This is a genomic window from Streptomyces sp. NPDC048604 (assembly GCF_043199435.1).
Lineage (GTDB): Bacteria > Actinomycetota > Actinomycetes > Streptomycetales > Streptomycetaceae > Streptomyces.
On record NZ_JBICVX010000002.1, the window covers coordinates 168,204 to 182,315 of the forward strand.

Sequence of the window (14,112 nt, forward strand, 5' to 3'; positions counted from 1 at the left end):
CCATCCGATCCCGGGGGAGCTGGAAGCACCTGTGAGCATCATCAGTAACGCGGCCGGAGACCGACCCATCAGCCTCACCGCCCCGAGCGGGATCGACCGGGCCGCGCACCACCGGCTCGACGAGGCGTGGCTCGCGGCCGCCTGGAGCCACCCGAAGACGCGCGTCTTCGTCGTCTCCGGGGGACAGGTTCTGATCGACGAGCCCGCAGACAGCACCGACGGCCGCACCGAGCTGGTCATGACCCCCGCCTTCGAGGCCCCGGTCACCGAGACGCACCGCTACTTCCTCGGCACGGACGAGGAAGGTGTGAGCTACTTCGCGCTGCAGAAGGACGCGCTGCCGGGCCGCATCGACCAGTCGGCCCGCCCCGCCGGGCTGCGCGAGGCCGGGCTGCTGCTCTCGCCGCGCGACGCCGGTCTGATGGTGCACGCGGTCGCCCTGGAGAACTGGCAGCGGATGCACCGCTTCTGCTCCCGCTGCGGCGAGCGCACCGTCATCGCCGCCGCGGGCCATGTCCGCCGCTGCCCGGCCTGCGGCGCGGAGCACTACCCGCGTACCGACCCGGCCGTGATCATGCTGGTCACGGACGAGGAGGACCGCGCGCTGCTCGGCCGGCAGGTCCACTGGCCCGAGGGCCGCTTCTCGACCCTCGCCGGCTTCGTCGAGCCGGGCGAGTCGATCGAGCAGGCGGTGGTCCGCGAGGTCTTCGAGGAGGCCGGCGTCACGATCGGCGAGGTCGAGTACGTCGCCAGCCAGCCCTGGCCGTTCCCGTCGAGCCTGATGCTCGGCTTCATGGCGCGGGCCACCTCGTCGGAGATCGAGGTGGACGGCGAGGAGATCCACGAGGCGCGCTGGTTCTCCCGCGAGGACCTGGCCGCGGCCTTCGCGTCGGGCGAGGTGCTGCCGCCGTACGGGATCTCGATCGCGTCCCGGCTGATCGAGCTCTGGTACGGCAAGCCGCTCCCGAGGCCCGGCGAGACCCCCGCGGCCTGAAAACGGAACGCATGACGGCCCCCGGCGTGAAGCCGGGGGCCGTCATGCGTTCTGGCTGAAATCAGACGCCGAGGGCCTGCTTGACCTGCGCGAGGCTCGGGTTCGTCATGACGACCTCGCCGCCGCCGGCGCTCGGCAGCACGCGGACGGTCGGGACGGTCTGGTTGCCCCCGTTGGCCTTCTCCACGAACGCGGCCGACTCGGGGTCCTGCTCGATGTTGATCTCGGTGTACGCGATGCCCTCGCGGTCCAGCTGGCCCTTCAGCCGGCGGCAGTAGCCGCACCACTCGGTGCTGTACATCGTCACAGTGCCCTGCATGGCCAGGCGCTCCTCTGTTCGCGGGTGGATGCCGACAGTAGAGAACGTGGGCCGCCGCGCGACCATTCCCCGCCGCCGCATCTATGTCAGAAAGCCCCCGGTATTCGTACGACTACCAGGCGCTGCCTGTGGACGACGGCCCGCGCCGACGGTGTGGAACCTGGCAGCATGGCGGGGTGACAGCAGCAACGCACTCCACTCTCTTCCCGCAGGTGCCGGAGTCGGCCGACGCGGTGCTCGACGGGCTCGACCCGGAGCAGCGCGAGGTCGCCACGGCGCTGCACGGTCCGGTGTGCGTGCTCGCCGGCGCCGGCACGGGCAAGACCCGCGCGATCACCCACCGGATCGCGTACGGGGTGCGGGCGGGCATCCTCCAGCCCGCCGCCGTGCTGGCCGTCACCTTCACCAACCGGGCCGCCGGCGAGATGCGCGGCCGGCTCCGCCAGCTCGGCGCGGGCGGCGTGCAGGCCCGTACGTTCCACTCGGCGGCGCTGCGGCAGCTCCAGTACTTCTGGCCGAAAGCCGTCGGTGGCGAGCTGCCCCGGCTCGTGGACCGGAAGGTCCAGGTGGTCGCCGAGGCGGCCGCCCGCTGCCGCGTCCGGCTGGACCGGAACGAGCTGCGCGACGTCACCGGCGAGATCGAGTGGGCGAAGGTCACCCAGACCGTGCCGGCCGACTATCCGGCCGCCGTCGCCAAGGCGTACCGCGACGCCCCGCGTGACCCGGCCGAGATCGGCCAGATCTACGCGATGTACGAGCAGCTCAAGCGGGACCGCTCGGTGATCGACTTCGAGGACGTGCTGCTGCTCACCGTCGGCATCCTCCAGGACCGGCACGACATCGCCGACCAGATCCGCCGCCAGTACCAGCACTTCGTCGTGGACGAGTACCAGGACGTCTCCCCGCTGCAGCAGCGCCTGCTCGACCTGTGGCTGGGGGAGCGGGACAACCTGTGCGTGGTCGGCGACGCCAGCCAGACGATCTACTCCTTCACCGGCGCCACCCCCGAGCACCTGCTGAACTTCCGCGTGCGGCACCCGAACGCCACGGTGGTGAAGCTGGTCCGGGACTACCGCTCCACCCCGCAGGTCGTGCACCTGGCGAACGGGGTGCTGAGCCAGGCCCGCGGCCGGGCCGCCGAGCACCGCCTGGAGCTGGTCTCGCAGCGCGACGCCGGCCCGGAGCCGGTCTACACCGAGTACGCGGACGAGCCCGCCGAGGCCGAGGGCACCGCCCGCCGGATCCGGGACCTGATCGCCGCGGGCGTCCCGGCCGGCGAGATCGCCGTGCTGTACCGGATCAACGCCCAGTCGGAGGTCTACGAGCAGGCCCTCGCCGACGCCGGCGTGCCGTACCAGCTGCGCGGCGCGGAGCGGTTCTTCGAGCGCCAGGAGGTCCGGGAGGCCGGCATCGCGCTGCGCGGCGCGGCCCGCGCCGGCGGGAACGACTCACTGCTGGACGGCGCCGACGACCTCGCGGCCCAGGTGCGCGCGGTGCTCTCCACCAAGGGCTGGACGAGCGAGCCCCCGGCCGGCTCCGGCGCGGCCCGCGACCGCTGGGAGTCCCTGGCCGCCCTGGTCCGGCTGGCCGAGGACTTCGCCCGAGCCCGGCCGGGGGCCGGCCTGTCCGACCTGGTCGCCGAGCTGGATGAGCGGGCCGCCGCCCAGCACGCCCCGACGGTGCAGGGCGTCACGCTGGCCTCGCTGCACGCCGCCAAGGGCCTGGAGTGGGACGCCGTGTTCCTGGCCGGCCTCACCGAGGGCATGATGCCGATCACCTACGCCAAGACGGACGAGCAGATCGAGGAGGAGCGCCGCCTGCTGTACGTGGGCGTCACCCGCGCCCGGCTGCATCTCACACTCTCCTGGTCGCTGTCCCGTTCTCCGGGCGGCCGCCCCTCGCGCCGCCCCAGCCGCTTCCTCAACGGGCTGCGCCCCGGTTCCGGGCGGCTGGCCACGGGCTGGACCGGCGGCGTCGGCGGCATCGAGCGCGGCACCGGCGGCCCCGGCGGCCGGGACGGCGAGAACGCAGAGGGCGCCGTCGTACGGCGCAGGGCGCGCGGCCCGGTCCGCTGCCGGGTCTGCGGGGCCTCGCTCACCGAGGCCGGCGCGATGAAGCTGATGCGCTGCGAGGACTGCCCCTCCGACATGGACGAAGGGCTGTACGAGCGGCTGCACGACTGGCGCGCCGGGCAGGCGCAGCGGCTCGGCCAGCCGGCCTGGTGCGTCTTCACGGACAAGACGCTGATGGCGATCGCCGAGCGGGTACCCTCCGACAACCGCGAGTTGGTCGGCATCGCCGGCGTGGGTACCCGCAAGCTGAACCGGTTCGGCGCCGACGTGCTGGCCATCTGCGCCGGTGAGGAGCCCGGCGGGGGCGACGACGAGGACTGACGAAAACTCGTCGAAAAAATAGTTTGCGCCCGCCCCGTCAAGCCCCATAGGTTCTTAACCACGGACAGCGGCTTCTCCGAAGCGCTGCCTCCGTGCTGTACTTGTCCGAATACATGTGGGACCGGCTCACCCCGATCCCACCGAGACGCCGAGAGGAGGCGATTCCAGTGATCAGCAACATCGACAGCATCATCGTCCGCACCGCCAAAATGACCGATCGCTCGGCCGCCTCCACCTGCTCGCTCGGCCTCTCCGGCTCGGCCTTCATTGGCAGCGGTCTGTCCGCCACCGGTCTCTCCGGTGTCGAGGCTGCGCGCCTGGCGCTCTCCGCGACGGCTCTTCCCGTCGTCGAGCGGCGCAATGAGCGACCGACCAAGGCACTGGAAGCAGCCGTAGCAGGCAAGGCCAAGCACCTGGCCTATGGCTTCGCGGCGACCGGTGCCGGCACCCAGCAGCAGACGATGACGCATCACACGATGTGGGCCTTCCGTGGGCTCGAACCCTGGAGTGATCCAGCCTGATCGACGATCAGGCCGGCGCCTTCAGGGCCGCGGAACCCCACCCGGGATCCGCGGCCCTTCTGTTTGTCCCCGAACGGGGACGACGGACCGAAGGCGCCTCGGGACCAGCAGAACCCGGTACCAGCCGAAACCCCGGTCAACAGGCCGGAACGAACAGACGAGGAAGAACACCCGTGCAACTCGAAGCGCACGCCCCGTCCGTACCGCCTTCCGAAACGATCCCCCCGCCCGGCCTCACGGAGGACTCCACCTTGACCCCCCTCACCGCGCTCACCGCGCTCGACGACGCCATCGAGAACCTCGGCGTACCCGTCCCCTGCCGCTCCTACGACCCGGAGGTCTTCTTCGCCGAGTCCCCGGCGGACGTCGAGTACGCCAAGTCCCTGTGCCGCACCTGCCCGCTGATGGAGGCCTGCCTCGCGGGCGCCAAGGAGCGGCGCGAGCCCTGGGGCGTCTGGGGCGGCGAGCTCTTCGTGCAGGGCGTGGTCGTCGCCCGCAAGCGGCCCCGTGGCCGCCCGCGCAAGAACCCGGTCGCGGCATGAACACCGCGGGCACCATCGACCGACCCCTCACGCACGATCCCCAGAAGCTGGCCCCGATGACCTCTTCCACCAGCGAGCCCTCCGGCTCCGCGACCCCAGACGTTGCCACCATCGGCGCGAACGCCTCGCGTCAGAACAGGACCCGCGAGATGCAACTCATTCCAGAAGCCCTGGCCCGTGCCCATATGTACGAGCGCCTACGGGAGGCCGACTCGGAGCGCCGGGCCGTGCGCCTCGTCGCCGCCCGGCGCATGCAGCGCCGAGCCGAGCGAGTCTCCCTGCGCGCCCGTCGCGCCCTGGCCATGGCCGTGATGCACTGAGGCTCCGCTGAGCCTCGCGCCCGGGGGCCGGTCCGAACGGACCGGCCCCCGCGCCGCGTTGCACGCGCCTGCCGCACCCCGCCGGGGTTATCGTCTGCAGAGTGCGGAACAGCGATTCCGGGCGGGAACCCCGGACCTCCGAGGAGAGCTTCGTGTGCGCCCGCTGCGGCGCGGTGGCGGCCGACAGCCTGCCCGTGACCTGGACCTGCTCGGTGGAGAACGGCAGCCGCCGCTACTTCTGCGAGTCCTGCGCGCGCGAGAACATCAGAGCCATCGAGGGCAGACTCGACTCGTCCTGGTGGTGACCCCGCCGTACGCGACCCCGCCGGGGGTGACCTCGCTCACTCTTCTTCGACGAAGCCGGGCAGCCACGCCTCCAGTTCGTCCCTCAGCCGCACCGTCGCGTTCAGCTGGCACAGCACCCCGATCGTGCTCAGCGTCACCCGGTGTATCAGCAGATACGAGGGCGGCAGATTGAGCTGCTTGCCCAACTGGTGCGCGGGGGAGCGGGGATCGGCGATCCGGGCCGCCTGCGTCCGCACCCATTCCCGGGTGAAGCCGAAGGACTCCACCTGCGCCGGCTCGATGATCGGCAGCAGATACTCCAGCACCGCGTCCGGATCGAGAGCGACCTTCTCCTTCACGAACCCCTCGGAGCGCAGCAGCTCGTAGACCGTCTCGGCCTCGCCCGCCAGCGTCGTCCGCAGACAGACGCCGATCGTCTCCGGCAGCCCTCCCGGCAGCCGGTCCACCGTGCCGAAGTCCAGCACCCCCAGCCGCCAGCTCTCCGGCCCGCCGTCCTCGTCCGCGCCCGGCAGCAGCCGGAAGTTCCCCGGATGCGGGTCCGCGTGCAGCAGCCCCGTCCGCCCCGGCCCGGAGAACAGGAACCGCGCCAGCAACTGCCCCGCCCGGTCCCGCTGCTCCCGCGTGCCGTCGGCGATCACCTCGGACAGCGGGATCCCGTCGATCCACTCCGTCACCAGCACCTGGTCCGACTGATGGACCACCCCCGGCACCACCACGTCCGGATCGTCCGCGAACTCCTCGGCGTGCGCCTGCTGCGCCTCCGCCTCAAGGCCGTAGTCCAGCTCCTCCGAGATCCGGTCCCGCAGCTCCGTGATCAGCGGCTTGATGTCCATCCCCGGAATCAGCGGCCCCAGCAGCCGGGCGAACCGGCTCAGCTGCGTCAGGTCCGACAGCAACGCCTCGCCCGCTCCCGGGTACTGCACCTTCACCGCGACCTCGCGGCCGTCCCGCCACACCGCCCGGTGCACCTGGCCGATCGACGCCGCCGCGGCCGGCTTGTCCTCGAACTCCAGGAACAGCTCGCGCCAGTCCTCGCCCAGCCGCTCCGCCAGCACCGCGTGCACCGTCCGGGTCGGCATCGGCGGCGCCGCGTCCTGCAGCTTCGTCAGCGCCGCACGGTACGGCCCGGCCACCTCCTCCGGCAGCGCCGACTCGAAGACGGACAGCGCCTGCCCGAACTTCATCGCCCCGCCCTTGAGCTCGCCCAGGACCTTGAACAGCTGCTCCGCCGTGCGCTGTTGCAGTTCGCGGGCCACGATCTCGGCCGACTTCCCGCCGATCCGCTTGCCCAGGCCCCACGTCGCGCGGCCGGCGATGCCCAGCGGCAGCGCGGCCAACTTCGCGGTCCTGGTGACCGCCTTCCGGGGAAGATCAGACATACGCCCTCCAAATACCGGACTGCCGCTCCGAGGGTGGCCGTTACCCCGCCATTGTGTCCTGCACCCTCCGAAGCCCGGAGCGGCGCTCCCCCACTCCGTCTCCTTCTCTGTTACCTGCGGCGCCGCACGGACACCCCGGAGCGGGCGCGAACCGCTCGACACGCCACTCGAGCAGCGGCATCGACACCTCCCACCGCGCCCCCGTGCACGCCGGCAGCTCCCCGTCCAGAAACGCCAGCGCATGAGCCGCCGTCAGCCCCGCCACCGCCGCGGCCAGCGAGGTGTCGCAGGCCGGCGCCGGATCCGGCGCGCCGGACCGCCACTGCGCCAGCATCCTCGGCCACACCGGCTCCCGGTCCGTCCGCTCCCGCAGCAGGCACTCCGCGCAAGCCGTCCCGCCCGGCAGCACCAGCGGCCCCACCACCCCGGTCGCCTCGACCACCCCCGCGTACAGATGCGGCACGCCCCCGGCGATCCACGGCTCGGCCGGCACCGGATCCGGGACGTACGCCCCCAGTCCGTCGCGCGGCGTCACCACCACCAGCGCCGGCCCCGGCTCGCCGCCGCCCGCGCCCCGGGCCTCCCGCGGCGGCCGCCCGCCCGGCGCCGACCGCCCCACCAGCCGCCCGGCCGCCACCGCCCTGCGCTCGCCCACCGCCTCGGCCGGCAGCCCGCCCGGCGACACCTCCCACGGCTGCACCGACCCCGAGTCCAGCACCTCCACCCGGCCCACCCCGGAGGCCGAGAGCAGCGCTGCGACCGCCGCGCCCACCCGGCCCGCGCCCCGCACCTGCACCCGCAGCGCCGCCCGCGCGCCCATCCGCCGCACCGGCCCGTCCGGCTCCCGCTCGACCACCGACAGCGCCGCCAGGTCGGCGCGCAGCGGATCCAGCGCGCCGTCCGCGTGCCGCGACGCCCCGGCCGTCCGGGGCCGCGCCCCGTCCCCGTCGGTGATCAGCTCGGCCTCGGCCAGCCGCGCGACCAGCCGGTCGACCCGGCCGTCCGGCAGGCCCAGCGCCTTCGCCTCCGCCCGCAGCAGCTCCCGTCCGCGCGTGCCGTCCATCCGCGCGATCAGACTGCCCGTGGTCATGTCCACCGGACCCACGACCACCGCGTGCGCGGACGTGGCCCCGAACTGCACGAACTGCAGATCCCGCCAGGCGCGCCGCAGCGCCGGCTTCACCATCGGATGCATCCGACACCCCCGCTTCCCCGCCCGTGCCTTCCCGGGCGCGATCCCGTCGACCTGTTCCGAGAATGCCCGCCCGCGTGACCCGTTCTCCGAAGTCGTCCACAGGGGAGGGGTATTAGTACTTCAAATGGTGCACGGCGCCGCCGGATCGCCCCGGAACGGCCCCGGAGGCGGGACTTCCCCCGCTGACAGCGGGTAACGTCGGGCCCGTGCCGGCCGACCACCCACAGCGCAGCGTGACAAGCAAACCGCCCCGCGGCTCGGGAACGAGCGCGGTCGAGGTCCGCAGAAGCTCACGGCGGAGCAGAACCGTCTCCGCCTACCGCGAGGGCGACCGGACCATCGTGCTCATCCCCGCCCGGATGTCGGAGGCGGAGGAACGACGCTGGGTCACCGTCATGCTCGACAAGCTCGCCGCGCAGGAGAGCCGCAGCATCCTCGGCGACAGCGAACTCGCCGAGCGCGCCGAGCGGCTGTCCATGCAGTACTTCGACGGCCGGGCCCGCCCCACCTCCGTGCGCTGGGTGACCAACCAGAACACCCGCTGGGGCTCCTGCACCCCGGCCGAGGGCAGCATCCGCCTCTCCCACCGGCTCCAGGGCATGCCCGAGTACGTCGTCGACTACGTCCTCGTGCACGAACTCGCCCACCTGCTGGTGCCCGGTCACGGCCCCCGCTTCTGGCGGCTCCTGGAGGCGTACCCGAAGACGGAGCGGGCCCGCGGCTATCTGGAGGGCGTGGTCGCCGCGGACCGGCTGCCGCACCTGCCCGCCGCACGCGAGGAGTGACGGCAGGAGCACGCTGCGGCCGGGTCACTCGCCAATCGTGTACCGAAACCGTCGCAGCTTGGCTCAATGCCGTGTGCAGCCGTTAGCCTGGCGCGACGCATTCGGATATCGGGATGGGGGACGGTCGTTACGCATGGCAAGGGAATTCCAACGCGGCCACAAGGCCAAGATCAGTGATCTGACACCGGGGACCGATCTGTACGTGGGTGTGCAGATCGCCGCGCCCGGACTGACCTTCGACATCAGCTGCTTCGGCCTCGACGCCGACGAGCGGCTCTCGGACGACCGGTACTTCATCTTCTTCAACCAGCCGAAGTCGCCGGAGGAGTCCATCCAGCTGCTCGGCGCGCAGGCGGGCGACACCGAAGCCTTCCGCGTCACGCTGGACCGTCTGCCGGCGAACATCCACAAGCTGTCGTTCACCGCGACGCTCGACGGCGCCGGCCAGATGAGCCAGATCGGCCCCGGCTACATCCGGATCGTCGCCGGCGGCGCCGAGGTCGCCCGATACGCGTTCAACGGCTCGGAGTTCTCCACCGAGCGCGCCGTGATGCTGGGCGACTTCTACCTGAAGGACGTGTGGCGGTTCGCCGCCGTCGGCCAGGGCTTCGACGGCGGACTCGATGCGCTCCTGAAGAACTTCGGCGGCGAGGTCGCCGAGGAGCAGCCGGGCGCCCAGCAGCCTCCGGCCGCGGCCCCCGGTTTCGCCCCGCCGCAGGGCGCCGCGCCCGCCGCGCCGCCCGCGTTCGGCGCCCCGGCCGCCCCGCCGGCGCCCGCCGCACCCCAGATGCCGCAGCCCGCACCGGCGTTCGGCGCCCCGGCGGCCCCGCAGCAGCCCGTGCCGCCGGCCCAGCCGATCCACGCGCAGCCGACCATGGTGGCGCCCGTCGCCCCCACGGCTCCCGCTCCGGCCGCCCCCGGCCCGTACGGCCAGCCGCCGCAACCGCCGCAACCGCCGCAGCCGTACGGCCAGATGCCCGGCCAGCCGGGCCAGATCCCGGGCCAGATCCCGGGCCAGGCCCCGTACGGGCAGCCGCAGTACGGCCAGCAGCCCGGCATGCCCGGAGCACCCGGCGCGCCCGGTGTGCCCCAGCCCGGCATGGGCGTCCCGGCCGCCGCCGGACCCGGCCTCACCGCCGCGCTCGCCCCGTACCGGGAGGCCCCGACCGGCGCCCGCTGGACCCCGCAGAACCAGCAGCTCATGCGGGTCGACCTCCAGATGGGCGGCAACGCGGTCCTCGCCCGCCAGGGCAGCATGGTCATGTACCAGGGCAAGGTGGACTTCGCCTACAAGAGCGCCGGCTTCGCCGGCCGCATCGTCGGCAACGCCACCGGCCAGGAGATGCAGCTGATGCGCTGCACCGGCCGCGGCCAGGTCTTCCTCGCCGAGAACGGCGCGCATCTGCACCAGATCGAGCTCCAGGGCGACGGCATCTGCGTCTCCGCCGAGAACGTCCTCGCGTTCGACGAGTCCCTGCAGCACGAGGTGCGCCGCATCGAGGGCCACGGCATTCCCGGCGGCGCCCTGTTCACCATGCAGTTCCAGGGCACCGGCACGGTCATCGTGAAGACCCACGGCATCCCCGTGGTGCTGCCCGTCACGCCGACCACCTTCGCCGACTGCAACGCCGTCGTCGCCTGGTCGTCCGCGTCCCAGGTGATCCTCTCCAGCCAGGTCCGGCTGCGCCGCAACGCGTACCCGGGTCACAGCGGCGAGACGGTGAACCTCCAGTTCCGGGGTGCCCCCGGCAACTTCATCGTCGTCCAGCCGTACGAGGTCTGAGGGAGCCCGAACCGATGAACCAGCAGCTCGCGGGCTTCGCCCCGACCCCGATCGCGGCCCGGATGGAGAACCACGGCCGCACCATGCTCAAGGTCGCCATGGCCAGCGGCCAGGACCTGTACGCGCGCACCGGCTCGATGGTCGCCTACGAAGGCTTCGTCACCTACGAGCCCAACCCGCCGGCCCTGCGCCAGGTCGCCCAGGCGTGGGCCACCGGCGAGGGCGCGCCGGTCATGAAGTGCTCCGGCGACGGACTGCTCTACCTGGCCGACTACGGCGCCGACGTCGTCGTGATCAACCTCCAGAACGAGTCGCTCTCCGTCAACGGCACCAACGTCCTGGCCTTCGACGCCCACCTCCAGTGGGGCGTCGAGAAGGTCAAGGGCCTGGCCAAGTTCGCCGGACAGGGCCTGTTCAACGTCGAGATCGCCGGTACCGGCTGGGTCGCCCTGACCTCGCGCGGCACCCCGATCGTGGTCGACTGCGGCCGCGGCGAGGACGAGACGTACGTCGACCCCGACGCGCTCGTCGCCTGGTCGCCGAACCTGAAGGTCAAGGGCAAGCGCAGCTTCAAGGCCTCCTCGCTCATCGGGCGGGGCAGCGGCGAGGCGTTCCAGATGGCCTTCTCCGGCCAGGGCATCGTCGTCGTACAGCCGAGCGAGGACAGCACCGACCGCCTGCGGATCCGGGGCTGAGGGGGAGCGAGAACACATCATGCAGAGCCCGCTTTTCAACCACGGCGAGCAGCAGAGCCAGGAACGGTACGTGATGCAGAACCCGCAGCTGCTGCGGGTCTCCCTCACCGGCCAGGACGACATCCTGGCCCGTAAGGGCGCCATGGTCGCGTACCAGGGCCTGGTCGACTTCGACGGCGAGTACCAGACCCCCAGCCAGCGCCGGGCCCGCGCCCGCACCGGCGAGGGCCTGGACCTCATGCGCTGCTCCGGGCAGGGCACGGTCTACTTCGCCAACCTCGCCCAGTACGTGCACGTGGTGGACGTCGACCAGGAGGGCATGACCGTCGACAGCGCCTATGTCCTGGCGCTGGACTCGACGCTGCACACCGAGGTCATCGCCGTGGACAGCCAGTACGGCATCTCCGGCTCCGGCAAGTACCAGCTCAACATCTCCGGCCGCGGCAAGGTCGCCCTGATGACCTCCGGCCAGCCGCTGATGATGCTGGTCACGCCGGACAAGTACGTCAACGTCGACGCGGACGCGATCGTCGCCTGGTCCACCGGGCTGCGGGTGCAGATGCAGTCGCAGACGGTCAACAGCAGCGTGATGCGCCGCCGCGGCAACACCGGCGAGGGCTGGGAGCTCAGCTTCCTCGGACAGGGCTACGCCCTGGTCCAGCCCAGCGAGGTCATGCCGCCGCAGAACGCCGCCCTCGGACAGGGCGTCGCCGCCCAGTTCGGCGTGGGCCAGCACGGCTCCCACGCGCAGAACCAGAACAACGCCTGGAACTGACGCCGGGACATGCGTAAGGGGCGGTCGCCATGGCGACCGCCCCTTACGCATGCGCTACAGCCGGGCCAGCGTGGCCTCCAGCAGCCGGACCACCGAGGTGTCCGCCACCGAGGCCACCTCGTCGTACGCGAACCAGCGCAGGTCCAGCGACTCCTCGCTGATCTCCGCCTCCGCGCCGGCCGGGGCCAGCGCCGCGTACTGCACGTCCAGGTGCCAGTGACAGGGCGCCGGGATCGGATGCCGGTCAAGCCGCACCGGGCCGCCCGGCAGCAGCGTCAGACCGGCGATCCCGGACTCCTCCGTCGCCTCCCGCAGCGCGGCCGCGGCCACCGTCTCGTCGCCGGGCTCGCAGTGGCCGCCCATCTGCAGCCACATGTTCAGCTTCTTGTGCAGGGTCAGCAGCACCCGGCCCCGCGCCGCGTCGACCACCAGCGCGCTGCCGGTCAGATGTCCCGCCGAGCAGGGCTTGTACATGCCGTCCGGATGCGCGGCCAGATGGTCCAGGTAGACCTCGCGCAGCTCCGGCTGGCCCTCGTACTCCTTGAGTACGAGTACGGCGTCGTCGTGCAGACTCACTTGCCCTGGTCGTCCTTGCCCTCGCCGTTGCCGTCCTGGCCCTGGTCCTCGCCCGTGCCCTCGGCGCGGCCACCGGCGGCCTCGCCCAGCATCTTGTCCAGCTCCGAGAAGTCGAGCTGCTCGCGGTGCACGAAGCCGTCCGGGTCGTCCAGGTCGGAGGCCGTCGGCAGCATGTCCGGGTGGCTCCACAGGTCGTCCCGGCCGTCCACGCCGCGCGCGTCCGTCAGCGAGGCCCACAGCCGCGAGGCGTCCCGCAGCCGGCGCGGACGCAGCTGCAGACCGATCAGCGTGGCGAAGGTCTGCTCGGCCGGACCGCCCGAGGCACGACGCCGGCGCATCGTCTCGCGCAGCGCGTCCGCCGAGGTCAGCCTCGTCTTCGCGGCCTCGTGCACCACCGCGTCCACCCAGCCCTCGACCAGCGCGAGCGCCGTCTCCAGCCGGGCCAGGGCGGCCTTCTGCTCCGGGGTGTCCTCCGGCTGGAACATGCCCTGCTGCAGGGCCTCCTGCAGCTGCTCCGGATGCGTCGGGTCCAGATTGCCGACCGCGTCCTCCAGCTTGGAGGTGTCGACCTTGATCCCGCGGGCATAGGCCTCGACCGCGCCGAACAGATGCGAGCGCAGCCACGGCACGTGGGCGAAGAGCCGCTGGTGGGCGGCCTCGCGCAGCGCCAGGTACAGCCGCACCTCGTCCATCGGCACGCTCAGGTCCTTGCCGAGCGCCGTCACGTTCAGCGGCAGCAGCGCCGCCTTGCCGGCCGGGCCGAGCGGCAGACCGATGTCGGTCGAACCGACCACCTCGCCCGCCAGCGCGCCCACGGCCTGCCCGATCTGCTGGCCGAACATCGCGCCGCCCATGGAGCGCATCATGCCGATCAGCGGGCCGGCCATGGCCTGCATCTCCTCGGGCAGCACATCGCCCATCGCCGTGCCGACCCGCTCGGCGACCGGGTCGACCAGCTGCTGCCAGGCCGGCAGGGTCGCCTCGACCCACTCGGCGCGGCTCCACGCCACGGCGGTGTTCGCGCCGGACGGCAGCGAGGTCGCCTCGTCCAGCCACAGGTCGGCCAGCCGCACGGCCTCCTCCACGGCGGACTTCTCCGCCGGGCCGATGCTGGCGTCCTTGACGCCGTCGGGGGTGCCCTGCGCGACCACCTGGCGGGCGATCTGCTTGGCCATGTCCCAGTTCACGGGACCGCCCTCGTGGCTCAGCATCTGGCCGAGCTGCTGGAAGGCCGCCCCCAGGTCATTGGGGTTCAGGGAGCCGAACATCGCGGCGAAGGGGTTGTCGCCGCCGCCCGGCAGGCCTCCGAAGCCGAAGGGGTTGCCAGCACCCTGACCGCCTCCGGCAGGGTCCTTCTTCTTGCCCTCGTCGCCGTTCTCCGGCTCCTCCGGCGGAAGGCCGAATCCGAATGGGGTGTCACTCACGGGTTTCCTCGGCTCGTAGGGCCACCGGCATTGCGCCGGCGGCGACTGCCCGACAACACCACCAAGCCTAGACATCGAGGGCGGACAAGGCCTCAGTGCTTCGCC

Annotated in this window: 15 protein-coding genes; 10 read left to right on the forward strand and 5 right to left on the reverse strand. The window is 72.4% G+C overall.

Going from position 1 to position 14,112, the window contains the following annotated elements; all coding sequences use genetic code 11:
* Positions 1-31: 31 nt before the first annotated feature.
* The gene (nudC, locus tag ACGFMM_RS04590; RefSeq protein WP_393643088.1) at positions 32-994 is read left to right on the forward strand and encodes an NAD(+) diphosphatase; all 963 of its coding nucleotides are present in this window, start codon (positions 32-34) and stop codon (positions 992-994) included.
* A 61-nt stretch (positions 995-1,055) separates the two neighbouring features.
* Here nudC and ACGFMM_RS04595 read toward each other — a convergent pair whose 3' ends face one another.
* Positions 1,056-1,313 (reverse strand): mycoredoxin, encoded by a 258-nt coding sequence (locus tag ACGFMM_RS04595; RefSeq protein WP_393643090.1) that lies wholly within the window; start codon positions 1,311-1,313, stop codon positions 1,056-1,058.
* Positions 1,314-1,546: 233 nt separating this feature from the next.
* Between ACGFMM_RS04595 and ACGFMM_RS04600 the strand changes: the two genes are divergently transcribed.
* The 5 genes from ACGFMM_RS04600 (at position 1,547) to ACGFMM_RS04620 (ending at position 5,394) form a co-directional block, all read left to right on the forward strand.
* Positions 1,547-3,706: an ATP-dependent DNA helicase UvrD2 gene (locus ACGFMM_RS04600; RefSeq protein ID WP_393643740.1), complete on the forward strand. Its 2,160-nt coding sequence runs from the start codon at positions 1,547-1,549 to the stop codon at positions 3,704-3,706.
* Between the two features lie 167 nt (positions 3,707-3,873).
* Positions 3,874-4,227, forward strand: a complete 354-nt coding sequence (locus tag ACGFMM_RS04605; RefSeq protein ID WP_393643092.1) for a hypothetical protein — start codon at positions 3,874-3,876, stop codon at positions 4,225-4,227.
* A gap of 173 nt (positions 4,228-4,400) precedes the next feature.
* The gene (locus ACGFMM_RS04610) at positions 4,401-4,769 is read left to right on the forward strand and encodes a WhiB family transcriptional regulator (RefSeq protein WP_351226385.1); all 369 of its coding nucleotides are present in this window, start codon (positions 4,401-4,403) and stop codon (positions 4,767-4,769) included.
* Positions 4,766-5,089 (forward strand): hypothetical protein, encoded by a 324-nt coding sequence (locus ACGFMM_RS04615; protein ID WP_393643094.1) that lies wholly within the window; start codon positions 4,766-4,768, stop codon positions 5,087-5,089. Before ACGFMM_RS04610 ends, ACGFMM_RS04615 begins: the two co-directional genes overlap by 4 nt.
* Positions 5,090-5,190: 101 nt before the next feature.
* A complete protein-coding gene (locus ACGFMM_RS04620) occupies positions 5,191-5,394 on the forward strand; it encodes a hypothetical protein (protein ID WP_393643095.1) in 204 nt (67 codons plus the stop codon).
* A 36-nt stretch (positions 5,395-5,430) separates the two neighbouring features.
* Here ACGFMM_RS04620 and ACGFMM_RS04625 read toward each other — a convergent pair whose 3' ends face one another.
* Entirely contained in the window at positions 5,431-6,774 is a 1,344-nt protein-coding gene (locus ACGFMM_RS04625) for an ABC1 kinase family protein (protein ID WP_393643097.1), read from the reverse strand.
* A gap of 40 nt (positions 6,775-6,814) precedes the next feature.
* Positions 6,815-7,969 (reverse strand): TOMM precursor leader peptide-binding protein, encoded by a 1,155-nt coding sequence (locus ACGFMM_RS04630; protein WP_393643098.1) that lies wholly within the window; start codon positions 7,967-7,969, stop codon positions 6,815-6,817.
* A gap of 206 nt (positions 7,970-8,175) precedes the next feature.
* Between ACGFMM_RS04630 and ACGFMM_RS04635 the strand changes: the two genes are divergently transcribed.
* The 4 genes from ACGFMM_RS04635 (at position 8,176) to ACGFMM_RS04650 (ending at position 12,007) form a co-directional block, all read left to right on the forward strand.
* A complete protein-coding gene (locus ACGFMM_RS04635) occupies positions 8,176-8,754 on the forward strand; it encodes a M48 family metallopeptidase (protein WP_393643100.1) in 579 nt (192 codons plus the stop codon).
* Between the two features lie 133 nt (positions 8,755-8,887).
* On the forward strand, positions 8,888-10,537 hold the full coding sequence (locus tag ACGFMM_RS04640; protein ID WP_393643102.1) for a TerD family protein: 1,650 nt from the start codon (positions 8,888-8,890) through the stop codon (positions 10,535-10,537).
* Between the two features lie 14 nt (positions 10,538-10,551).
* Entirely contained in the window at positions 10,552-11,232 is a 681-nt protein-coding gene (locus ACGFMM_RS04645) for an AIM24 family protein (protein ID WP_393643104.1), read from the forward strand.
* A gap of 19 nt (positions 11,233-11,251) precedes the next feature.
* Positions 11,252-12,007 carry an AIM24 family protein gene (locus tag ACGFMM_RS04650; protein ID WP_393643106.1) on the forward strand — a complete coding sequence of 252 codons (756 nt, stop codon included), beginning with the start codon at positions 11,252-11,254 and terminating at the stop codon, positions 12,005-12,007.
* Positions 12,008-12,061: 54 nt separating this feature from the next.
* Here ACGFMM_RS04650 and ACGFMM_RS04655 read toward each other — a convergent pair whose 3' ends face one another.
* Positions 12,062-12,583, reverse strand: a complete 522-nt coding sequence (locus ACGFMM_RS04655) for an NUDIX hydrolase (protein WP_393643107.1) — start codon at positions 12,581-12,583, stop codon at positions 12,062-12,064.
* The gene (locus ACGFMM_RS04660) at positions 12,580-14,007 is read right to left on the reverse strand and encodes a zinc-dependent metalloprotease (RefSeq protein WP_393643109.1); all 1,428 of its coding nucleotides are present in this window, start codon (positions 14,005-14,007) and stop codon (positions 12,580-12,582) included. Before ACGFMM_RS04660 ends, ACGFMM_RS04655 begins: the two co-directional genes overlap by 4 nt.
* Between the last annotated feature and the right edge of the window lie 105 nt (positions 14,008-14,112).

Coding starts and splice junctions, on each gene's coding strand:
- ACGFMM_RS04595 (WP_393643090.1), bottom strand. CDS start 1,313: ATGCAGGGCACTGTGACGATGTACAGCACCGAGTGGTGCGGCTACTGC.
- ACGFMM_RS04615 (WP_393643094.1), top strand. CDS start 4,766: ATGAACACCGCGGGCACCATCGACCGACCCCTCACGCACGATCCCCAG.
- ACGFMM_RS04625 (WP_393643097.1), bottom strand. CDS start 6,774: ATGTCTGATCTTCCCCGGAAGGCGGTCACCAGGACCGCGAAGTTGGCC.
- ACGFMM_RS04630 (WP_393643098.1), bottom strand. CDS start 7,969: ATGCATCCGATGGTGAAGCCGGCGCTGCGGCGCGCCTGGCGGGATCTG.
- ACGFMM_RS04640 (WP_393643102.1), top strand. CDS start 8,888: ATGGCAAGGGAATTCCAACGCGGCCACAAGGCCAAGATCAGTGATCTG.
- ACGFMM_RS04645 (WP_393643104.1), top strand. CDS start 10,552: ATGAACCAGCAGCTCGCGGGCTTCGCCCCGACCCCGATCGCGGCCCGG.
- ACGFMM_RS04650 (WP_393643106.1), top strand. CDS start 11,252: ATGCAGAGCCCGCTTTTCAACCACGGCGAGCAGCAGAGCCAGGAACGG.